The 22,312-nt window shown below is 42.8% G+C and carries 20 protein-coding genes; 3 read left to right on the top strand and 17 right to left on the bottom strand.

Features of this window, described 5'->3' with window-relative positions; translation table 11 throughout:
- From BLU58_RS13945 to BLU58_RS13885, 12 genes are all read right to left on the bottom strand, one after another.
- Positions 1–738, bottom strand: a complete 738-nt coding sequence (locus tag BLU58_RS13945) for a polymorphic toxin-type HINT domain-containing protein (RefSeq protein ID WP_093293085.1) — start codon at positions 736–738, stop codon at positions 1–3.
- A gap of 37 nt (positions 739–775) precedes the next feature.
- Complete coding sequence (locus BLU58_RS13940) at positions 776–1,243, bottom strand: hypothetical protein (protein ID WP_093293083.1); 468 nt, start codon at positions 1,241–1,243, stop codon at positions 776–778.
- A gap of 16 nt (positions 1,244–1,259) precedes the next feature.
- Positions 1,260–1,985 (bottom strand): polymorphic toxin-type HINT domain-containing protein, encoded by a 726-nt coding sequence (locus tag BLU58_RS13935; RefSeq protein ID WP_093293081.1) that lies wholly within the window; start codon positions 1,983–1,985, stop codon positions 1,260–1,262.
- 122 nt (positions 1,986–2,107) lie between these two features.
- A complete protein-coding gene (locus tag BLU58_RS13930) occupies positions 2,108–2,440 on the bottom strand; it encodes a hypothetical protein (protein ID WP_093293079.1) in 333 nt (110 codons plus the stop codon).
- A gap of 154 nt (positions 2,441–2,594) precedes the next feature.
- A complete protein-coding gene (locus tag BLU58_RS13925) occupies positions 2,595–2,954 on the bottom strand; it encodes a hypothetical protein (protein ID WP_093293077.1) in 360 nt (119 codons plus the stop codon).
- A 171-nt stretch (positions 2,955–3,125) separates the two neighbouring features.
- Entirely contained in the window at positions 3,126–3,647 is a 522-nt protein-coding gene (locus BLU58_RS13920; RefSeq protein ID WP_093293075.1) for a polymorphic toxin-type HINT domain-containing protein, read from the bottom strand.
- Positions 3,648–3,797: 150 nt separating this feature from the next.
- On the bottom strand, positions 3,798–4,235 hold the full coding sequence (locus tag BLU58_RS13915) for a hypothetical protein (RefSeq protein ID WP_093293074.1): 438 nt from the start codon (positions 4,233–4,235) through the stop codon (positions 3,798–3,800).
- Positions 4,236–4,615: 380 nt separating this feature from the next.
- On the bottom strand, positions 4,616–5,080 hold the full coding sequence (locus tag BLU58_RS13905) for a hypothetical protein (protein WP_143123798.1): 465 nt from the start codon (positions 5,078–5,080) through the stop codon (positions 4,616–4,618).
- A gap of 14 nt (positions 5,081–5,094) precedes the next feature.
- Positions 5,095–5,817, bottom strand: coding sequence for a polymorphic toxin-type HINT domain-containing protein (locus tag BLU58_RS13900; RefSeq protein WP_093293071.1), 723 nt, complete (start codon positions 5,815–5,817; stop codon positions 5,095–5,097).
- Positions 5,818–5,853: 36 nt separating this feature from the next.
- Positions 5,854–6,339, bottom strand: a complete 486-nt coding sequence (gene comJ / locus BLU58_RS13895) for a competence protein ComJ (RefSeq protein ID WP_176786697.1) — start codon at positions 6,337–6,339, stop codon at positions 5,854–5,856.
- Between the two features lie 86 nt (positions 6,340–6,425).
- Positions 6,426–6,977 carry a suppressor of fused domain protein gene (locus BLU58_RS13890; RefSeq protein ID WP_176786696.1) on the bottom strand — a complete coding sequence of 184 codons (552 nt, stop codon included), beginning with the start codon at positions 6,975–6,977 and terminating at the stop codon, positions 6,426–6,428.
- A 116-nt stretch (positions 6,978–7,093) separates the two neighbouring features.
- A complete protein-coding gene (locus tag BLU58_RS13885; RefSeq protein ID WP_093293068.1) occupies positions 7,094–13,927 on the bottom strand; it encodes a DNRLRE domain-containing protein in 6,834 nt (2,277 codons plus the stop codon).
- 152 nt (positions 13,928–14,079) lie between these two features.
- On the opposite strand from BLU58_RS13885, the gene BLU58_RS13880 reads away from it, so the two are divergent.
- Positions 14,080–15,882: a cell wall-binding repeat-containing protein gene (locus BLU58_RS13880; protein WP_093293067.1), complete on the top strand. Its 1,803-nt coding sequence runs from the start codon at positions 14,080–14,082 to the stop codon at positions 15,880–15,882.
- Positions 15,883–16,049: 167 nt separating this feature from the next.
- Here BLU58_RS13880 and BLU58_RS13875 read toward each other — a convergent pair whose 3' ends face one another.
- Together BLU58_RS13875 and BLU58_RS13870 are read right to left on the bottom strand one after the other, a co-directional pair.
- Positions 16,050–16,805 carry a sporulation protein gene (locus BLU58_RS13875; protein WP_093293066.1) on the bottom strand — a complete coding sequence of 252 codons (756 nt, stop codon included), beginning with the start codon at positions 16,803–16,805 and terminating at the stop codon, positions 16,050–16,052.
- Between the two features lie 3 nt (positions 16,806–16,808).
- On the bottom strand, positions 16,809–17,558 hold the full coding sequence (locus tag BLU58_RS13870) for a sporulation protein (RefSeq protein ID WP_176786695.1): 750 nt from the start codon (positions 17,556–17,558) through the stop codon (positions 16,809–16,811).
- Positions 17,559–17,677: 119 nt separating this feature from the next.
- On the opposite strand from BLU58_RS13870, the gene BLU58_RS13865 reads away from it, so the two are divergent.
- Both BLU58_RS13865 and BLU58_RS13860 read left to right on the top strand, forming a co-directional pair.
- Positions 17,678–18,979 carry a glutamate-1-semialdehyde 2,1-aminomutase gene (locus BLU58_RS13865; RefSeq protein WP_093293064.1) on the top strand — a complete coding sequence of 434 codons (1,302 nt, stop codon included), beginning with the start codon at positions 17,678–17,680 and terminating at the stop codon, positions 18,977–18,979.
- Positions 18,976–19,350, top strand: a complete 375-nt coding sequence (locus tag BLU58_RS13860; RefSeq protein WP_093293063.1) for a globin domain-containing protein — start codon at positions 18,976–18,978, stop codon at positions 19,348–19,350. The genes BLU58_RS13865 and BLU58_RS13860 overlap by 4 nt, the downstream gene beginning before the upstream one ends.
- Before the next feature lie 120 nt (positions 19,351–19,470).
- Here the strand turns inward: BLU58_RS13860 and BLU58_RS13855 are convergent, their stop codons facing one another.
- From BLU58_RS13855 to ctaD, 3 genes are read right to left on the bottom strand one after another with little or no spacing between them, the layout of a single operon-like run.
- Complete coding sequence (locus BLU58_RS13855; protein ID WP_176786694.1) at positions 19,471–19,779, bottom strand: cytochrome C oxidase subunit IV family protein; 309 nt, start codon at positions 19,777–19,779, stop codon at positions 19,471–19,473.
- A gap of 2 nt (positions 19,780–19,781) precedes the next feature.
- Positions 19,782–20,396 carry a cytochrome (ubi)quinol oxidase subunit III gene (locus BLU58_RS13850; protein WP_093293061.1) on the bottom strand — a complete coding sequence of 205 codons (615 nt, stop codon included), beginning with the start codon at positions 20,394–20,396 and terminating at the stop codon, positions 19,782–19,784.
- Positions 20,396–22,288 carry a cytochrome c oxidase subunit I gene (gene ctaD / locus BLU58_RS13845; protein ID WP_093293141.1) on the bottom strand — a complete coding sequence of 631 codons (1,893 nt, stop codon included), beginning with the start codon at positions 22,286–22,288 and terminating at the stop codon, positions 20,396–20,398. Before ctaD ends, BLU58_RS13850 begins: the two co-directional genes overlap by 1 nt.
- Positions 22,289–22,312: the final 24 nt, after the last annotated feature.

The raw sequence follows: 22,312 nt of genomic DNA, 5'->3' as shown, positions 1-22,312 counted from the left end.
CTACCTAATTGGGGGTTTAAAAAGATGACCGTACTTATCATCGACTTCTCGAGACTTACCGGAAATTTGTCCCTTTGTAGCATTGGGATTATCTTTGTAAAACTGGTTCCACTCTTTACGAATAGTTGAGAGATGAAGTGTATTATTAAGCTCTTTAGGAATCCCTCTTAAATTATCTAAAGAGTGCATTTCATCGTTAGTATACTTACCCGGGTATCTTCTCATAGCCTGCTGTTCAATCGCGTGATGAACAACAACTTTTCCTTTCAATTCTGGATATGCTTCAAAGAAAGTATCCCTGTAACATTTATTATGCGTCAATACTTTCAAATTCGAAACATAATACGTATGAAAGTCTTTCACCTTGAAGTTATAGACAGTTGCTTTTTGTTTCTTCTTAACGATTTTATCAACCGCTAATTTCTTCCCTTTATCGGTCTCGAAGAGGTCACCTTTGCGGAGGTCCTTCGCTGGGACCCAGCCTTCGCCGATTACCCAGAAGGGGTGTTCGTCGGTGGTCTGGATGACTTCGCCGCCGATGTGGACTTCGTAGATTTCGTCTATCTCTCGCTTGAAGAGCCATTCGACTTCTTTGTAGGCGATTTCGCCGGTTTCTTCGTTCTTGGCGAGGACTTTATCACCTATGTCGATTTCTTCGATCGGCTTACCGCCGTCTTCTGTCTCGATCCATTTACCGGTTACATGATAGTAGTAAAATCGCCTCCCGACCGAAGTCAAGAAGCGATTTTACTACTAATCTCTTACATATACAGTTCTACGAGACTTCTTCTGTAAACACTGCAATTCGATCAATTACTTCAACATCATCTTCATCAAGTGTTGTATCAATAGCCAATCCTGGTATCTCAGGAATGTGATATACTTCTTCTTCTTCATCGAATTCAATGCGAGAGTCAATTTGTATAGCTTTAGAGATTTTCATTCCCATACATATTTCTCCAAATAAAGTCCCTTTATAACTAGGATAGGCAATTATATGACGAAGTCGTCCGTCCAAAACATTAAATATTAAAACGAGTGAATCTCGAATCTCATAGTTGATCTGAAACGGAACACGCATTTCCCAATACTTAGTGGAACATTGATTTGTAATTTGGGAACTGATAATACCAAACCAGCTTATTACGTCCTCATAGGTTTTAATATGCTCTCTCAGCTGAAAACCACCCATGCTCTCTGCCGGAATGATTGGAGCCTTTAAATCTACTATATCAGGTATCACTTTCCTACCTCCCATGCTATTTTAGGAAATATATACTTGATTTCTCATTACCAGAAGTTCGATAGTTCGATTCAGAACCCCAGACAACTTTCGATTTTCCTTTGTCAGTCGTACTTATCACTGCATATGGCACATCACCGTGTCGTCCTCCACCCATGCTACTTCTCATCGCGGAAATCGGACTTCCCGATCCAGTCACACTAAATTTCTCGCCTCTTTGCGACTTAGTTGGATCTAACTTACTAACATTAAAACCATTTTCCTGAAGTACACCATGTGCATGTCTAACAAACTCATCAGGATCTTTAAACTTGCTGATCTTGTCCAAGCTACCAGAAATATTTCCTAGATCATCTAGGTTACACCTATTATGCGTCAAAACCTTCAAATTCGAAACATAATACGTATGAAAGTCTTTCACCTTGAAGTTGTAGACGGTTGCTTTTTGTTTCTTCTTAACGATTTTATCAACCGCTAACTTCTTCCCTTTATCGGTCTCGAAGAGGTCACCTTTGCGGAGATCCTTCGCTGGGACCCAGCCTTCGCCGATTACCCAGAAGGGGTGTTCGTCGGTGGTCTGGATGACTTCGTCGCCGATGTGGACTTCGTAGATTTCGTCTATCTCTCGCTTGAAGAGCCATTCGATTTCTTTGTAGGCAATTTCGCCGTCTTCTGTCTCGATTCGGGTTCCAGCTACGAAGCATTTACATGCTGCCTCTATGATTCCCAGCCGTAAATCCATACTGATTGTATTTCCTTTAGGAGTGTATCATGAAAATGATATGATAGTTCCTCTAATAGAAAGCTCCCAATGGATCACAGACAAATTGCTATCCATTGAGAGCATATCACAACACTAGATTACTACAGTGCTACGTCAAACAAAAAAATCTCTTTCGTTTGAATCCTAACGAAATTCCCTATACTACAAGGTTCTCCTACTGTATCCAGCAATATAATGCTGTCTTCCAAGCGGATCACCACACACCCGTCTTCAAATACTGACTCCAACTTTCCAGTCACACCTACATAATGGGCATTATTTGAAATGGAATAACGATTATCCACAGATTCGACAATATCTCTCCCCCACCATAAGGTATCTAGAAATTCTAATTCAACTTCGTAATCAGCATTTAATACAGGTTTCTCTCCTTTCCAGATTGCTCTACTACTTCCTAGATCAGAAGAAAACACTACATCAAATTCACCATACGCTCTCTCATGGAACTCAACTATTGAAATCTTCAGGTCTCATCACCTCTTCGGATTCGGAACCTTTTCACAGATCTTTCGCTCTGATCCAGCAAGGATAACCTCAAAGAATATCCTCTAACCACTCATAAATCTCTTACCAAACTTCCCACTCATTTAAATTGTTATCTTGAAACATCATTGCCTCTGGCCCCTCATAGTCCTCTTCTCTTAAAGATATGGAGAAATAAACACCATTTGTAAAGAGTATTTTTACCTCCTTATCTGGATATTCCTTCACAGCCTCCACAGTCTGGTTTATTAAGTCACACATTTTGTCACAATATCCAGACTCACCGTATCGATAAGAGACACTATCATTTCTGATTCGTATTACAGGTGTTGTAAACGCCGTTAGCTTACTATCACACTGATCTCCTTCAAATGTTAATTGAATATAATCTCGGATAAAAATTACCGAACTTAATTCACTACCTTCAATTCTCTTTAAAATCAAGCTTCATCCCTCTTTTAATTTAAGGAGTAGAACTATCCCTTATTTTAAAAATCAACTCTATGACAAGTGCTCATATAGTTGACTTAATATTGCCAAATGTCCACTATATCGATGGTTGTTGACCTACTTAAAAGGCAAATGCCCCCATGGATCAGTTTTTCCTTTGGTAGTCTAACCAGTATAAGGATTAATGGTTTGACCAGATTTATTCATATAAACACCATAACCGTTAGGGTACCTTGATGTCGAATCCATGATTCGCACTCCCGTTGTTCTAGAATCGAAATCATGTCCACCGGATCCATGTTCGTACTTAGTACCTTTTCCATTTTTAGAGAGACCTGTATTAACTCCATTTTTCGGAATAGGAACAGCAGTCCCTCCAGGAGTAACAATAAAATCAGGACCGGCACCTGGACCAAATTTAGGGCCGCAAGTATTATGCGTCAACACCTTCAAATTCGACACATAGTACGTGTGGAAGTCCTTCACCTTAAAGTTGTAAACGGTTGCTTTTTGCTTCTTCTTAACAATCTTATCAACCGCTAACTTCTTCCCTTTATCGGTTTCGAAGAGGTCGCCTTTGCGGAGGTCCTTCGCTGGGACCCAGCCTTCGCCGATTACCCAGAAGGGATGTTCGTCGGTGGTCTGGATGACTTCGCCGCCGATGTGGACTTCGTAGATTTCGTCTATCTCTCTCTTGAAGAGCCATTCGACTTCTTAGTAGGCGATTTCGCCGGTTTCTTCATTCTTAGCGAGAACCTTGTCACTTATGCTAGTAAAAATCGCCTCCAGATATGAAATCTAGAAGCGACTCTACTGCTCTCTCTTACATATACAGTTCTACAAGACTTCCTCTGTAAACACTGCAATTCGATCAACAACTTCAACATCATCTTCATCAAGCGTTGTATCAATTACTAATCCTTGTAATTCAGGAATATAGTATACTTCATCGAAATCATCAAATGTAAATCGGTTATCGATTTGCATTACTTCAGAGATTTCCATCCCCATGCGTATTTTGCCGAACAGAGTCCCTTTATAATTGGGGTATGCAATGATATGACGAAGCTCCCATTTAATATTGAATATGAGGACAAGTGTGTCTTTAATCTCATATTCTACAAGGAGTGGGGTATACTCTGATATACTTGGTTTAAGACTAGGGAAGTTCAAGATTATTTCTTCATATACCTGAATATTCTCCCTTAGCTGAAAGCCCCCTATGCTTTTTCCCGGTATAATCGGAGCCTGTAGATCCACTATATTAAAGCCCATAATGCTCCCTCCTATACAGTCGTTTTGTGCAATCTACTTCAAAAAATATATATTTGATTTTTCATTTCCAGAAGTTCGGTAATTCGATTCGGACCCCCAGACAACTTTCGTTTTCCCTCGATCAGTTGTACTTATCACTGCATATGGCACATCGCCGTGTCGTCCTCCACCCATGCTACTTCTCATGGCGGAAATCGGACTTCCTGAGCCAGTCACACTAAATTTCTCGCCTCTTTGCGATTTAGATTTAATTCGACCACTTATATTAAAGCCGCTGTTCTCTACAACTTCATGAGGTTCCGCAACAAATAATGATGACACTAATTAACCATAGAAAAAGCACCCCAATTATTGAATTTATTGGGGTGGAGTGTAGCCTGTTAACTCTCTTCTGTATACACAGCTATACAGTCAATGATTTCATTCTTGTCCTTATCCAATGTTGTGTCAATGGACAATCCTTTTAATTCAGGAATGTAGTACAACTCTTCATCATCATCAAACTTAATACGGGGATCAAATTGCATCGCTTCGGAGATTTTCATCCCTAAATGTATTCCTCCAAGTAATGTTCCTTTATAATTTGGAAGAGCAAATACTTTACATAGACTTCCATCAGAAATATCAAAAATAAGCTTTAATGTATTTTGAATCTCATATTCAACTTGAAACGGAACAAATAGCTCCCAATATTTTGTGAAGCTTTGATTTGTGATTTCTGAACTAATAATACCAAACTTCCTAATGATTCCTTTGTAAGTTTGAATATGCTCACCCAGCAAGAAACCGCCGATGCTTTCTCCTGGAATGACTGGGGCATTTAAATCTACTATATCAGGTATCACTTTCCCATCCCCCATTATTTTAGGAAATATATGCTTGATTTCTCATTACCGGAAGTTCGATAGTTCGATTCAGAACCCCAGACAACTTTCGATTTTCCTTTGTCAGTTGTACTTATCACTGCATATGGAACATCACCGTGTCGTCCTCCACCCATGCTCCCCCTCATTGAGGAGACCGGACTTCCTGAGCCAGTGACATTAAATTTCCATCCTCTGTCTGAATTAGATCTTGTTAAATCACTTACATTAAATCCGTTTTTCTCCAAAACTCCATGTGCATGTCTAACAAACTCATCGGGATCTTTAAACTTGCTGATCTTGTCCAAGCTACCAGAAATATTTCCTAGATCATCTAGGTTACACCTATTATGAGTCAGCACCTTCAAATCCGAAACATAATACGTATGGAAATCCTTCACCTTGAAGTTGTAGACGGTTGCTTTCTGTTTCTTCTTGACGATTTTATCAACCGATAGCTTCTTCCCTTTATCGGTCTCGAAGAGGTCGCCTTTGCGGAGGTCCTTCGCTGGGACCCAGCCTTCGCCGATTACCCAGAAGGGGTGTTCGTCGGTGGTCTGGATGACTTCGCCGCCGATGTGGACTTCGTAGATTTCGTCTATCTCTCGCTTGAAGAGCCATTCGACTTCTTTGTAGGCGATTTCGCCGGTTTCTTCGTTCTTGGCGAGGACTTTGTCACCTGTATAGCTAGTAAAAATCGCCTCTAGACCGAAGCCCAAAAGCGATTAAGTCTTTTCCATTTTCATTTGATTCAACTAGGCTGGTTCAGCCTCCATACAGAACTCTTGAGGTGGAGATAATTCATCATCATACTTTAAAATATGAGGTTTTGGTGTAGCACATCTAACAAATGTTAACTCATACCTTACACGATACAGACCGTCCTCTCCGGATTCTAAAGGAATGGCATGAAAAAATAATTCATAACTTCCTTGTGGAATGTCAAAAATAAACTCTTCTGATAGAATACTTGTTATTGTGACACCATTACCCTCTACATAGAATGGTACAACTATGGATCGAATAGCTTGCTCATTCGCGTATATTTCTTCTCCCAGCCCCACACTAACCTCACTTTCCCAGTCAGACAACGCACCGAATGACACACTACCTTCTCTCCAAGAAAACCTTTGCTTTACATGTGTATCTGTCCAATCATTAAACGGATCTTGTAAGTCCGTATTAAAAACGTTTACTTGAGAATACGATATGTCTAATAGAATATCTTTCCATTTTTTCAATATCAACACCTACTTAATTCACTGTCTATGAGCTGTTCTAATTCCCATACAATCATCACCTTTTCCAATGTCCCAAAACTAATCTATTAAATAATACTGGATCGGTTAAAATCGATTACATCAGGATCTACCTTTTCTAAAATATCTTCAAATTTGCTCCAACCATTCTTTCTAACAAAGTCTGCTTCAGCAGAAGTAATGGGCACTAACCATGCCTGAACAATGGGGATATCATTTTCGGGATAGAAAACATGGAATGAATCTGGGAAGTAAACCGGCACTGCAACATACAACGCCTCCAACTGGGTCCCCTCAAATAAATTCCCTCTTGGTCCAATAACCTCCCCAGCTAAGTAGGCACGGTGCTTCTCTAATGCTTCTCGTCCAACTTGTTCCAAGATCCCTGGAATATTGTCATATTCAGACTCGGAATAAGAAACAAAAAACAACTCCTGCCTTATTTCTTTATTGGAAATTGGACATTTAAAATAATGATGACTCAACCCCAAGGTAGAATAGACAACTGTTCCTTGAAAAGGTCCCTTTGTAAACCGTGCAACTTGAAAACCCTCTATCTCCGAAGTACCAGACTCAATTTTGCCTAGGTGGCTTTCAAGAAAATCTATATAATTACTCATTTTATTCCTCCAACTTAAATATAGACATGATTCCATGATTGTATTAGTATTCTCAAGTACAATTCACGGAATCATGCTTCATAACTAGGGTGAATTAATAGTGCCATTTTATACTATTAATCTCGATTTGATCTAGGTCTATTACAACTAGGACATTCAAGAAAAGTATCTTTTTGATAATTATCCAGGAAATCTTTTCGTTTTGCATCCAATGGGAACCTTCTGTTTGTCCATGACGGCATATGACTAATATCCCAGTCACGCGGCTTACCAGAGAATGGTGCAACTATAACTTCCTTGCCACAGCTAGGACACAATTTCCCACCATTCGGACCATCTTCTGCCCTGTTCCAAGCATCCCGGACAGTACCTTTCCTCCACGATCCTCGGTTTGTAATATCTCCTTTTTTGTTTGACCCCTTCAAAAAATCACACTGATTATGCGTCAATACCTTCAAATCTGAAACATAGTACGTATGGAAATCCTTCACCTTGAAGTTATAGACGGTTGCTTTCTGTTTCTTCTTAACGATTTTATCAACCGGTAACTTCTTCCCTTTATCGGTCTCAAAGATGTCGCCTTTGCGGAGATCCTTAGCCCTTACCCAGCCTTCGCCGATTACCCAGAAGGGGTGCTCGTCGGTGGTCTGGATGACTTCGCCGCCGATGTGGACTTCGTAGATTTCGTCTATCTCTCGCTTGAAGAGCCATTCGACTTCTTTGTAGGCGATTTCACCGGTTTCTTCGTTCTTGGCAAGGACTTTGTCACCTATGTCGATTTCTTCGATCGGCTTACCACCGTCTTCTGTCTCAATTCGGGTTCCGGCTACGAAGCATCTACAGGCTGCGTCTATGGCCCTTTTGGTGGTACTGCTTACGTTTTTGCTATACTTGCCGGCTTTAAATGCGTCGCCTCCGGGGAATATGCCCATGCCAGTATAGAATGCATTTTCATAGTCGCCTTCGAACAGATACCATCCCGCATGCGCAGCGTCGATTGCTCCCGTTGGATCAAAGGTACCTGCCACATCTAATATCGTATGGGCGATTGCTTTCCAACTCGATGGCGGTTTCGGCTTTGGTGGTGCTTTCGGTTTCGATGGAGTTGGCTGTGATTTCTTTTTCTTGGAATTATCAGTAGCTTTATTTTTTTTATAGTCAGCCTGTTTATATGTCCATGTCTTCTTTTTGTGATTATAAGTGTCTGTGTCCCCATCCTGATGATGGATAACGGCATTCCCATTAGGAGCCATGAATATACCCACGATTCCCTCTGAGTTATCATCAACAGGCATATATCCATGTCCATCTAAATCGGCACTACTCACTGGATTCCCAGCGGCAAATCCATACTGATTCGCATTTCTTGGGTCCATGACGAGTTCTTTAAACTTCCCTGCATCGGTATACGAGTCCTGCGTCAGGAATCGTCCTTGTTCGGGAGAGTAGTTCCGGAAGCCGAGGTCATAGGACTTCGTATTCGGATCCCAACGTTTTCCGCTGTAACGGAACGAGTTGTACATCTCTTTAGTTGGGTTATTCGGATCTGGCTTGTCTACTCCGGTGAAGAGGGTTTCGTCGTTCTCTCCATATGGAGAATAGCCATATGTGCTACGAACATTTCCTTTCTCGTCGGTTAGGAGTTCGACATCGACATCGGTGTTAGTACCATAATACGATGTTTCTGGCTTTTCTCCTGCTTTGATCATCGCCATCCGTTCGCCCCATGCAGAGTAAACGTAGGATCTGGTGATCTGATCAGCGACTTCTTCCGAGATCACTTGCTCGGTGGTGCCAAGGTAATCGAAGTTCGTCTTCTTAGACTGGTCCGTTCCTGCCTGCTCTACTTTCGCGATAGTGCGATCTAAGGAGTCGTAGGCAAATTGGGTCTTGATTTGGTTCTTGGTTTCTTTATCAGTCTTGATATGCTCGGTAATGTTATCAAATGGGTCATAGGTATATTGTTCTCTGATCTGTTCGCCTTCTTTGATCTCCTCGACACGTCCCATTGAGTCGTATTGATAGTCGGATTTGACGCCTTCTTTCTTCTCAGAGATGAGACGGTTGCGGTCGTACTGGAAGCTGGTAAATTTATTGTCTTTATTCTTTTCCACGATGTTACTATTCGCATCTAGAATATACGTCTCAAAAGACTTCTGTTTCCCATCTTTCTCCGCTTTGATGAGGCGATCACGAGCATCGTACTCGTAGCGGTAGGTGTTATCCATCTGCTGGTTATCGGCACCACGGAGGGTGGTGATGTCTTTCGTACGGTGACCGTTTTCGTTGTACTCGAGGAAATGTCTTTGTAGAAGCGTTCCATCCTGCTTCTTGGTTTGCATTTCTTTGGTTTTCTGGTCTTCGTAATAGCTGTAAGTGGTCTGGTTGCCGTTTGGCAACGTTACCTGCTTGATTTTCCCGGAAGGAGTTCGTTGGTACTCGGTCCACTGGGCTTCGTCTTTTCCGGTCTGGCTCATCATGGACGAGACTTGGTTCACGGTGTCGTAATAGTAGTACGAGGTCTGCCCCGGATAGACGAGATTAAATAGGTTTCCGTTTCGGTCGTAGGTGTAGTCGAATTTTTTCGTGACCTTGTCTTTTTTCCATTCTTCAACGGAGATGACTTGGTTCACATGGTTGTACTTCATCTTATACTTGTCTACGTTTGCCTTGGTACTTAGGTCCCTGGTTTCGACTAGGTTCCCGTTAGCATCGTACGTATATTGAAGCAACTTCTTATTAAAGGTTGCAGGCGTGCCTTTCAGCCCTGAGTCATAGAGTTGTTTGACTTTCCCATCTGGCTGATAAGCCCAGCCCATCTCGCGCTTGAGTTTGCCATCGGCACTTGTTATATCTCTTTCGGTTTGCTTTCCTAGATCGTCGTATTGATACTCGGTTTTCACTCCGAATGGATCTTCGATGCTTCGGAGCCAGCCCGTATCATAATAGGTCATCTTGGTCTTAATGCGATCGACCTGTCCGTAGGAAGCTGGGGTTGTTACTTCGGTTACGTTGCCTAGTTCATCGTATTGATAGGTCATCTTCGGACGTTCTAATTGTTTGCCGTCATGTGGATAGATGATCTCGGTTACACGGTTTAGTTCGTCGTATACTTTCTCTTGGACGAAGTCTCCTTTGGTCGGAGTAGCTACGCCACGAGGGGTTTCTACTTTTAGGAGGTTTCCGGCACCGTCGTAGTCATATTTGGTGATGAGTTCTTTACCGTTATGTGGGACGCGCTCTTCTGCGAGTAGTCCCCGTCGGTCGTAGTATTTATAGACGTGATTCCCATCTTTATCCTTGATGCGTGTGACTAATCCATCCGCATCGTAGGTGGTATGGGTGTATTGATCTTTCGCATCGATTTCGCGAACTACGCGGTGATTTTTATCGTACTCTTTCCGGATGGTATGATCTTTATCATCTGCGGTAGAGGCGATTCCCTCTGGCATAGTGGTTTTGATCTGGTTTCCGACGTCATCATATTCGTAGGTTATTTTATGACCTAATGAGTTTGTCGTGGCAATGAGTTGATCAAAATCATCGTATTCATACGTCGTAATATAGTCCTGATCATCATCCTTGGTCAAACTACCGTTTGGCTCGGTCTCTTTGATCAGTTTCCCAACGTTGTTATACTCACTCTTCTTCACACGGGGTACTTTGGTATCGGTGTCAGAAGGGAGTTTGGTTTCAATCACCCGATCCATAGCGTCATATTCATAAAAGGTTTCCGCTCCGGTTGCGGATGTTTCTTTGACGACATTGCCATTTTGGTCGTATACGGGGGCAATTTGGGTAATGTATTCATTTTTCTTCAGATCTTTTGGTATTTCGGTTTTTTCTAGTCGTTTATAGATGTCATAGGTCATGGTGATTCGCTTGCCTTTGGGATTGGTGGTGGTTAATGTTTCACCACGCGATCCGTAGGTAGACCATGTGACATTTCCTTTGGCATCGGTTACCTTTTGTGCTAGTCCGTTTGCATCGTACTCGTCTGAAATGGTAGCGTGTCCATTTACATCGGAAGCGCTCTTTAACAATCCGCCAGGCCAATAGGTATAGGTCGTTCCGAGGCTCATCGAGTTTTGCTTCGTGAGCATATTCCCGTTGGCATCATAGGTATAACGAACTTCTCTGCCTTCTGGGGAGGTTTCTTTGACGAGCTCTGAAACTCTTCCATCCATTCCAGTTTGATATTCGTAACGAGTGGATTTTCGGGCAGAAGGGTCGGACAAGGCGTTGTTTTCTTGGTCAGTCTTCATGAGCGGTTGCCCGTGTTCATTGTACTTCCAAGTGGTAACCGCACCATTTGGCTCTTCGAGACGAATCATGTTGTCATCGTCGTCGTATTCGTATTTGGTGGTACGTGTTTTGGATTTGGTGTTTACACTTACTTGCGTTTGGCGGCCTTTGCCATCAAAGGAGTATTCCGTGTGACGATCTTTATTCGCATCGGTTACAATACGCTGGTTTGCATTGTAGTCAATGAAAAGGTTTTCTTTTGCCCGGTTCGTCATTTTGGTGACTTTATTGGCTAGATCTCCACTTGTATGATACTCAAACGTGGTAGGATTCCCACGAGAATCGGTCACTTTCGTGATATGTGACTTAAGTGTCGGATGGTATTCAAATCGGTAGGTTTTTAAGTCCGTCACATTTGTGACTTTCCCTACGTCAATGCCATCCATTAGCTTGACTAATCGATCTTGATCATCATAGACAAATTGCATCCGTCTGCCTGCGATGTCATCGATATAGTCCACTTTATTTCGGTCGTTATACGAGATTTTCAAAGTCTCCCGATTCATCGAGTCCTTGATTCGGCGTAGAAATTGTTTCGGTTTGTTATCGATCTTTCGTTCTTCGTATTCGTAGATGAGTTTGTTCCCGTTTTTATCCACGATCTCACTGGTATAGCCTCTGTCATCTAAAAAGTATTGCACTCGGTCTTGTTCCGTGAAGACCCATTTTTTTCGCTTATCTGTCCCACTTATGTATTCAACGGATAGATTCAGCCCTGGTGGTGGATCAAACTTATTTTTGCTCTTATTCCAAGTAAATTCGTGGCTTTCGCCTTCTTCATCCACAACTACTACGGCACCCGAGATGATTTCATCTTTGCTATTCACCATCGCGCCATTGGTGGCAGGAGCACCGATACTTACAACCGATCCGGTACCGAGTGACCATCCTTTTCCGAGACCGGAATCAGTGGTACTTAGACTGTTATAGTTAAGCTGTGCATAGGTCTCAAATCCTCGCGATGGGTTTGAGTAGGGTTTGTAGAAAAAGGTGACATTCCCTTGATAAACGTTGATTCCGACTTTGCTGTCTGGACTGGCAAAAGCGCTGATATGAGCCGCATTATGTCCGAAGCCTTTTTCTTCTCCTTTCTTCTCTACGGCTACTTTTTGCTCTAGTACGGCTACTGGGTTCGTATCTTGTGAGAGCCATTTTCCATTTTTCGATAGGTCCCAACGCAGGCTATAGGATTCGCGCTGTTGGTTCCCTGTCATTTCAGGTGCTTTTACCTTGGCTCGAACTTTAATCGTCTGCCCGGGATTGACATCAATCGGGGTTGGGGCTTCGATGCCTTTTTCATCTACGGGACGAAGTGGGCTATCAAGACGTGCATTGGTTACTTCTTTCCCATCCGGTCCAATCCAGTGATAGGAAAGTTTATCGGTTGATCCACTCCATTTCTCTTCAGTCGTATTCGTTAAGGTGACGTCCACCACATACTCTGCTCCGGAGGTCATGTAAGAAGGAGTACTCGGGGCATGGTAGTTATTAGCAGCAGACTTCGTACTATAGATAACCATTAATTTCGGACGTACAGATGTATCGGGTGATTCGCTACTATGAAAGGCTGTCCGCTCTTTCACACTTCCTTCTTCACTCTGAAACTTTAGCAAAAATCCGTTATTCGTTTTCGTACCGTTTAACCATGCTTGAACGGCAGGCGTTGTCTTCCACAGATGCCACTCGGCTGTATAGCTTGTACTGATGGCATTGAGTGAGCCGATTTCAATATCTCCACCTGGTTGACTCCATGGGGTGTTCCAGGTAGCCTCTTCGGTAAATCCTTTGGCGAGTGAATAGATATCGTATTTCGTAGGTGTTTTATCATCCGATTCCTCATACTCGGAATTCATGAGTGCGAGATAGGAGCTCGATACTTTTACTCCGGTAGGAAGGGAAGATAAGTCAAATTTGATTACACTACGTGTGGTTCCGTAGGGCCCCATATTCCCTACGGATAGAAACGACTTTCCATCTATTTTATCTAAATTCGTAGTCGGCTTTGCGCTGGAAAGGGTGGTATCCTCTGCTTGCCTGATTACTTGTAGGGTAAGGCCAGCCTTTGGTAATTGCACTTGCTTTTCCTTGGAAGGGAAAATCTTACTATCCGTGGTTTTGACGGTAACCATGTAGTAATACGTACGCCCCATCTCAACAGGAAGGATTGCCGGAGTTGGCTGGGCAGTCGTATCTCGGTATTGTGTCTGATTCACTCCGTCGATCGGAGCGACGAGGGTGCTTTCACTCGGAGTAAATTTAGGCTGGGTACTCCGGTGGACCTGATACTCTATGAAACCGGAACCGGTGTACTTGCTCCAACTGAGCTCAGCTCCATCACCGTGAACCTTAGTGGGTTCGTTTAAGGTGATGACCGGTTCTCCCCAGTCAATAATTTGATCTTTGACGATAGACGCTTTCGCAGGGGCGGCTGGTGTTTTAGATCCTGCCTTCTTTTCTGCTGCGGTCTCCTTATAAAACGATAAAAGGGCATTGGAATCTTTATCCATTGCATATGGCTGTTTGATTTGCCATTGGTAATACTCATTGTTGATGAAATCTACCGCATAGGCAGGTAGAGGTTGCATGCTTGTCCATAAGAAAATGGTGACAATCATGCTTACTATTATTCGAACTTTCTTACTCATCTGTTGCTTTTTCTCCCTCCGTCATGAAATCCATTCCAAATTATATATGATTATTATCCGTTTTTAAATTATTTTTTATATTTTTCATTGTGAATCGAGATATAATCATGTAAATTAAGAAAGGAATTACAAGATATAGAGGAGATGGAAAAATGTTTGTTCGCTTTTCAAGAGGGTTGCGCATCATGTTACTCGCTACCCTATTTGTGGCATTTTGTTTGCCAGTAGGAGCACTTGCGGAAGGAAAACTTTCTCTCGTCCGCCCAACAGATAAAGAATCCTATACGCCTTCTTTACCACAACCGATTGTGTCTAACTGGAAGGAAGGACTCAAGAACGTGGATAAAAAGCAAAATGCAAGAAAGAAACGTTCTGCTGATCCTACTGTTACGACTCAAAAACCTTACACCGGTCCGATTTCGTACAATGCATACTTACATACAGGTGAAATCCATTACTATTCGTTTGAAACAACGGATGAAGGAACGATTAACCTAACCTCTTCTGGAGAACGAAAAGCACCGAATGCTTTTATTTCTTCTCTGGATGGTAAAAAGACTTATCAAACAGGCAGTTCACTACCTGCTGGAAAGTATGCATTAGTCGTGGAAAAGGGAGAAATGCTTTACTCGATTACACTCTCCCAGCTATCCTTTATCGAAAAACCGGATACAAATCTTCCTGAAATCAAACTTACCAAGCCAGCACTCGAAAGTCCGATTCGTGAGTCTTATCGACTTGCTTTGCAAGATATTCGGTTTTCGTTTGAAGGAACATCGACGAATGCCACTTTACTAACCTTACAAGAACAAGGAAAAAGCGGTTCCGTCCGTCATCTCCCTGTTGGCAATGCTTTTCAAGAAAGCTATATCATTCAGAAAAACACACCAGCTTATAGCAATTATGAGTTCCAAGCAACGAGCCAAAGCGGAAATTCGATCATTCGCGTGATTGAAGTCGTTCGTCCAAGTCTCCTCAGAACCAATGGCTCTGATCAATATGACACAGCAATTAAAACCAGCCAAGCACTACATCCAGATGGAGCCAAGTCCGTTATCATTACCGGACAAGATGACTATTACGATATAAAAGGCGGAGCGGTCCTATCCCACTTCGACCATGCTCCCATCTTGCTAACCCCTACTGGAAAAAATGGTGTACTCCCTGATCGAGTAAAGCAAGAGATTGTACGATTAAAGCCCGAAACAGCCTATATTCTAGGAGGTTCGGATAGAATGTCTACCCATGTGGAAAAAACGATCCAAGATTTAGGAATTAAGCCAGTTCGCATAGCTGGTGCTTATCCAGCCCAAACCAATGCGAAAATTGCTGAGTATTTCACTAACAAAATGAATGAATTAGGGAAAAAACCAGAAACTGCTCTTATCACCAGTAGCAGTTTCGGTCCTGTAGGTACACAAGCAATGAATATATCGATTCAAAAAGGGATACCGCTTCTTTACGTAGGAGATACTGTGATTCATGCTGATGTGAAAGATTTCCTCAAGAGATATCCACAGTATAAAAAGTTTGTGATTGTAGATGATCCTACGGTTGTTCCGACAGACATCGAGAAGCAACTACGCGATCTCGCTTCTGGCAATACGGTAGAGAGAATTGGAGATGGTAAAACTCTCTCTCGCTATGAGTCTGGAGTTGAATTAGCGAAAAAGTTCCAAACTGACCCTAGAACGATCGTTTTAGCAAATGGGGAAAACAACCCTGCTCAGCCACTTGGCACCATTCATACCGATGCAGTCTTAGGGGCACCACTTGCTGCCAAACATAAAGGCACCTTACTTCTGACTCCAAGAGACTCTTTTTCAACCAGTGTAGCGCAATACTTAGATGAGCAACGAAGCAAGGATAAGAAGGTCGATCAGTTGTTTATCCAAGGTGGAAATCTAGTGGTTACAGAATCATTAGTAGATCGTTTATTAAAGTATTTACAATAGGAATTCTGCTTGATCACTCTCTACACAATCGCGTATGACCTTAGAGAAAAGCACTGCATCCACGCCCGGATACAGTGCTTTCTATTTTTCACAACTAGCTTGTGAGAATCACGAGAAATGATCCTTCCATCTTATCCCTCAATTACATCCCAAATATATCTACTATATCAATAAACCTGCTTCACAATCAAACCCTCCACTTTCCTCGCCAACTGCCCTGACTCATACTCAGCCTGAGTCACAACGAAGCGAGTCATTCTTTGATCCAAATCAAGCGCCTCTTCCATCGATGTCATCAAATCCACAGCCTTGCGATCCACTTTTAAAATAATGTCTATCTCATGATCGTGTGGGGTAAATACGACAACCACTTGGTCAACTACATCTTGAAATCGTAATAACGGAGCAAAGCGATACTCCTGTACAAACGGTTGTTGTGTGAAATAATGCTCGAAGTCGGCTGTGACACCTCTTAATTCAAATCCAACTTCTTCGATTAATTGAATCATTTGGTGCACGAGTGGGTGAGGTGTGATCTCAATGCCGTCTACGTCGCTTGGATCTTTTGCCATCCGGATGTCGAGGCCCGTTTTCAGATAAACAGGGCAACCGCCTGTGGTGACAGGTACATCATAAGGGAGTTGAAACTCGAATGGAATCTCTTTTGACTCACTCGGACCAATGAAAAATGGCTCTGTAATCCGGAACTCGTCGAGTACATACTCTGCATGATTTCCTTCATGATGATACTGGACAACTAAGAAAAGATAGATATCGTCGACTCTCTGCTCCACTTGTCCTCCTTGCACATAAACGGCTCCCCTAATGAAGTCTCCTTGGCGGTAGCTTGATTTTTCTAAGCGTGTATCTACCTGAGTGGCTCCGATACCCATGCTGGCTAATGTTTTACCGAAAATCGACATAATCTATTTTTCACTCCTATTTCTGCTTCGTAGCATTTTGCGTATCTTATGTAGTGGGTCTTCTGGTACGGATTGTCCATTTAGTTGCAAGGTAGACTCTGGATTGCTATGCTCCCAGTATAACTGGCTTGTGAGCACTTTCGCTGTACGAATCATCTCAATTTCCATATGTAAGCCAATTTCGTCGTAAGTAAAGATGACAAGGAAGTCGTCCACGTATCCATGAAATGACCCAATCGGTTTAAATTGAAACATTTGATAAAAAGGATGTGGCTTTACTTCTGAATCGTATTCATTGCTAATTTTATAAAGTAAAAATCCAGCCTCTTCAATTTCGCGTAAGATTTTTTGAATGATCGGGGAAGGATAGATATGAATGCGATCTGAATCTGTTGGCGCTACCCCTAATTTAATATCTAACACTGTCTTTAAGAAAATGGGGAAACGTCCCTCCGACATCGGAATCTCCGCTGGAATTCGAAATTGGAATGGAACCCGTTTCGTCTGTTCTGCTTCAATCATCACAGCATCCGAAAGTGGAAACTTTTTAAATATATGCGATACTTTTTTCCCACCTTTGTTATATTGGACAACTAAAGCGAGTTCAATTTTCGAGATATCTTGATCTGTATTCCCACCTCGTATGACCACTTCTCCCTTTAATACATCTCCAGGAAAAAAGTGGTTATCTGTTAAAATGGTATCCACACTAGCAGAGCCAAATCCTGCGCTGGTGATCCACTTACGAATCATCTCGACTCTCTCCTTTATCATCAAAAAACAATTCATTTATCAATGAAATTATAACACAGCCGACGACTTCCGTTTTCTCCTGTTTCTCGTTACAATGACAAGGAGAAGGAGAGAATAAAATGAATAAAAGAATAAAGTCTACTGCATTATACGAACAAGCACTCAATGTGATCGTAGGAGGCGTGAATAGTCCCTCTCGCTCATTTAAGGCGGTAGGTGGCAGTGCTCCTGTTTTCATGAAACGAGCAGAAGGTGCTTATTTTTATGATGAAGATGGCAATCGATACATTGATTATCTAGCGGCTTTTGGCCCTGTTATCTTAGGACATGCCCATCCAGCCGTCACACAAGCGATTCAGGAAACGGCTGTCGATGGGGTTTTATACGGTGCGCCCACTTCGAAGGAAGTTGAATTTGCTACTATGCTACGGGACGCGATCCCTTCAATGGAACAAATTCGCTTTGTAAATAGCGGAACAGAAGCCGTGATGACCACCATACGCCTAGCACGAGCTTATACCGGGCGCAATAAAATCCTAAAATTTGCAGGATGTTACCACGGGCACTCTGATCTAGTCCTTGTGGCCGCTGGCTCTGGCCCGTCTACACTGGGAATCCCCGATAGCGCCGGAATTCCAACAAGTATCGCGCAAGAAGTAATTACCGTACCTTACAACGATATTCCCGCTTTGCAAGAGGCCCTTACGAAATGGGGAGATCAGATTGCGGGCGTATTAGTGGAGCCTCTCGTGGGGAATTTCGGGATTGTCCCACCTGCTCCTCAGTTCTTAGAACAGGTAAATGAACTTGTCCATGAGGCCGGTGGTTTAGTCATCTATGATGAAGTGATTACCGCTTTCCGCTTCCACTACGGAGGAATTCAAAACTTATACGGGGTGGAGCCTGATCTAACGGCACTTGGAAAAATTATCGGGGGTGGACTTCCGATCGGAGCCTACGGTGGTCGTAGAGAAATCATGGATAAAGTAGCACCTATGGGTCCGATGTATCAAGCAGGGACCATGGCAGGAAACCCACTCTCCATCTCCGCGGGCATTGCTTGCATTCGTGAATTAAGTAAGGAAGGCACCTATCAGCGACTCGATGAATTGGGCGCTCGGTTAGAAGAGGGGATTCGTTCTTCTGCTAGTAAGTATGGCGTGCAAATCACGTTAAACCGATTTGGCGGAGCACTTACCGTATACTTTACTGATCAAGAAGTATTCGATTACGATACAGCTCAGACTTCAGATAGTGAGAAGTTCGGCGAATTCTTCCGTCTCATGCTCGAACAAGGGATTTATCTAGCTGCTTCCAAATATGAAGCTTGGTTTCTAACCACAGCTCATACGGACCAAGATATTGTAGAAACCTTGAAAGCCGTCGACATCGCATTTTCAAAAATGGAGACACACAAATGAGTAACCAGGCGTCAATCTATGAAGCAATAGGAGGGGCACCTACTATCCGCCAGATTGTAGAAGCCTTTTATCCACGGGTCAAAGCTCACCCGCTACTGGATCCGATCTTTCCAGAAGACTTAACCGAAACGATTGAAAATCAATACATGTTTCTTACTCAATTTTTCGGCGGCCCCGGCCTATATACGGAGAAAAAAGGACACCCTATGCTACGCGCACGTCATATGCCATTTGAAATCACTCCCGAGCGCGCAGAAGCATGGCTTACTTGTATGCATGAAACCTTAGACGAAGTAGGCATCCACGGCCCCATACGTGAACAAATGTGGTCACGACTTGCCATGTCCGCTTATCACATGGTGAATTCCTAAATTAGATACTAAAATCATCTCCACTGTCAGACTCATGAAAAAACGCTATTCTTCCTGATAACTCTTCAGAAAGAATAGCGTTTTTTTACTTTAAGAGAAACACTTTTTCATTATGAAAATCTACGGCATAAGGATGATTCCTGCTGCAGAGACAACTGCTACAATCACTCCAAAAGCAATAAACAGGATATAGTAAAGGGACCCTTTTTGATCCAAATGCATAAAGGTAAACAATTGCAGAAGAACCTGAATCACCGCAAAGCCGAGCATCAAGGGCAGTACCCAAGCCACTGGTACAACATCTCTTAGTACAAGAACGAAAGCTGCGATGGTAAGCAAAATCATCGCACCAAATGAGACAATATGCTTCATTTTACTCTCGGGTTTGTGCTCAGTTGGTTGGGTATTAGAAGTATTTTGATCCGCCATCATTATCCCACCATTCCGAGAAGATATACCAACGTAAAGATAAACACCCATACAACGTCGATAAAGTGCCAATATAAGCTACTTACAAAGAGTTTCGGAGCTGTTTCCGTATTAATGCCCCATTTCCAAGCTTGGTACATAATCGTCGAAATCCAAATGATTCCAAAGGTTACGTGGGCACCGTGTGTTCCAACTAACGCATAGAAGGAAGAGCCAAAAGCGCTACTCATAAAGGTATGACCCTCATGGATATAGTGAACAAATTCATAAATCTCAAGGATTAGGAAGGAGAGACCGAGCAATACGGTTACTCCTAACCAGAAAAGCATTCCCTTTTTATCTAGCTTATTCATTGCCATCATGGCGAAAACACTGGTTAAGCTACTAAATAACAAGATCGCTGTTGCCACCGCTACAAGGACCGGATCAAATAGTTCAGCACCACTTGGACCATTTACGGTTTGATTACGAAGAGCTAGATACGTACCAAACAAACAAGCAAACAATACGGTTTCAGCACCAAGGAACATCCAGAAGCCCATTACTTTGTTCTTACCTTCAAAAGTAGCTGTTTCTAGATGCATCCCCGGTTTGATTTCAACTGGATGATGAGCCATTAACTTTTCGCCTCCTTGTCTAGGAGTTCTTTCGGTTTTACATAGAATCCATGATCACGGTCGAAGGAACGCATAAACATCGTTACAGCAAATGCCAGCAGCCCCATAACGCCAATTTCCCAACTACGAGCAATTAAGCCCCAGCCACCTACAAAGAGGGCCAAAGACATCAAGAATGGGATATGAGAACCAGACGGCATATGAATCTTACCAAGCGGTTCTGCAGGAGTCATCTTCTTATTACCAGCTTGTTTTTCCAGCCAGAATGCATCTACACCGCGAACTTCTGGTAGCTGTGCAAAGTTATAGAAAGGAACTGGGGTTTGCGTAGCCCACTCCAATGAACGGCCATCCCAAGGATCTGCAGCAGCAATCTTTTTCGAACGGAATGATTGAATCATATTCCAAGCAAAGATAATGGTTCCGATTCCCATGAGAACTGCACCCAGTGTACTAACTTGGTTAATATATTCTAACCCTACATTCGGTTCATAGGTAAACACTCGACGTGGCATACCGAAGAGTCCCAAGAAATGTTGTGGGAAGAATGTTAGATGGAATCCGATAAAGAAGGTCCAGAAATGCCAGTTTCCTAGTCTTTCACTTAACATCTTACCAAACATTTTCGGCCACCAATAGTATGCACCAGCGAGAAGAGCAAATACCGTACCACCAATTAACACATAGTGGAAGTGAGCTACTACGAAATAGCTATCTTGGTATTGGAAGTCCGCTGGAGGAGCAGCAAGCATAATCCCCGTCATACCACCGATAACGAATGTCGGAATAAAGCCGATTGCCCACTTCATGGCTACTGGGAAGGTTAACTCCCCGCCCCACATGGTAAACAACCAGTTAAACACTTTAATACCCGTTGGAATCGCGATGAGCATCGTAGCGACTGCAAAAATGGAGTTCGATACAGGTCCTAGCCCTACTGTAAACATATGGTGAACCCATACCATAAAGCCTAAGAATCCAATTAAGGATGTCGCGAATACCATCGAGTTATAACCAAACAATTTCTTTTTAGAGAATGTCGAGAAAATCTCAGACATAATCCCAAACGCAGGAAGAACCACGATATATACCTCTGGATGACCGAAGATCCAGAATAAATGCTCCCAAAGTACCGCACTACCACCCATTACATGATCGAAGAAGTTTGCGCCGAAAAGGCGATCCATCATCAATAAGAGTAGAGCAATCGTAAGTGGGGGCATCGCAAAGATAATCAACACAGAAGTAATGAGGGATGTCCATGTAAACATTGGCATACGAAGGAAACTCATGCCCTTTGTTCGCATGTTTAAGATGGTGACGAGAAAGTTAATCCCACTTATCGTCGTTCCTGCACCCGCTATCTGCAGGCCGAGTACATAATAGTCGACCCCGGGTCCCGGACTATATTCGTTTAAGGCTAATTGTACATAAGAAGTCCAACCAGCATCAGGAGCCCCACCGAATATCCAACCCATATTGGTTAAAAGCGCCCCGAAGAAGAATAGCCAGAAACCTAAAGAGTTTAGGAATGGAAACGCAACGTCACGCGCTCCGATTTGCAGAGGCATAACCACGTTTATCAAACCAAAAATTAGTGGCATAGCCGCAAAGAAGATCATGGTTGTACCATGCATCGTAAGTAATTCGTTAAAAGTACGTCCAACAAACGCATCATTTCCAGGAACCAACAATTGGTAGCGCATGAAGAGCGCCTCCAAACCTCCTACTACAAAGTAAAAGATCCCCGCCATAAAGTACATGACACCAATTTTTTTATGGTCCACCGAGGTAAGCCAATCCCAAGCTACTGTTTTACGCGCACGTTGGATAAGAGTATTGTTATATCCCCCTGTGAAAATCGCGGCAAAAAATAGCCCAAACACAATCATGATAAGCAGTGTACCCAAGGTAGT

Source organism: Thermoactinomyces sp. DSM 45892, assembly GCF_900107305.1.
Taxonomy (GTDB): Bacteria; Bacillota; Bacilli; order Thermoactinomycetales; family Thermoactinomycetaceae; genus Baia.
The sequence above is the reverse complement of the archived record's forward strand: the minus strand, read 5'-3'. Positions and strand labels throughout refer to the sequence as shown.

Coding starts and splice junctions, on each gene's coding strand:
- BLU58_RS13935 (WP_093293081.1), bottom strand. CDS start 1,985: ATGGATTTACGGCTGGGAATCATAGAGGCAGCATGTAAATGCTTCGTA.
- BLU58_RS13915 (WP_093293074.1), bottom strand. CDS start 4,235: ATGGGCTTTAATATAGTGGATCTACAGGCTCCGATTATACCGGGAAAA.
- BLU58_RS13890 (WP_176786696.1), bottom strand. CDS start 6,977: ATGAGTAATTATATAGATTTTCTTGAAAGCCACCTAGGCAAAATTGAG.
- BLU58_RS13885 (WP_093293068.1), bottom strand. CDS start 13,927: ATGAGTAAGAAAGTTCGAATAATAGTAAGCATGATTGTCACCATTTTC.
- BLU58_RS13880 (WP_093293067.1), top strand. CDS start 14,080: ATGTTTGTTCGCTTTTCAAGAGGGTTGCGCATCATGTTACTCGCTACC.
- BLU58_RS13875 (WP_093293066.1), bottom strand. CDS start 16,805: ATGTCGATTTTCGGTAAAACATTAGCCAGCATGGGTATCGGAGCCACT.
- BLU58_RS13870 (WP_176786695.1), bottom strand. CDS start 17,558: ATGATTCGTAAGTGGATCACCAGCGCAGGATTTGGCTCTGCTAGTGTG.
- BLU58_RS13865 (WP_093293064.1), top strand. CDS start 17,678: ATGAATAAAAGAATAAAGTCTACTGCATTATACGAACAAGCACTCAAT.
- BLU58_RS13860 (WP_093293063.1), top strand. CDS start 18,976: ATGAGTAACCAGGCGTCAATCTATGAAGCAATAGGAGGGGCACCTACT.
- BLU58_RS13855 (WP_176786694.1), bottom strand. CDS start 19,779: ATGGCGGATCAAAATACTTCTAATACCCAACCAACTGAGCACAAACCC.
- BLU58_RS13850 (WP_093293061.1), bottom strand. CDS start 20,396: ATGGCTCATCATCCAGTTGAAATCAAACCGGGGATGCATCTAGAAACA.
- ctaD (WP_093293141.1), bottom strand. CDS start 22,288: ATGATTGTGTTTGGGCTATTTTTTGCCGCGATTTTCACAGGGGGATAT.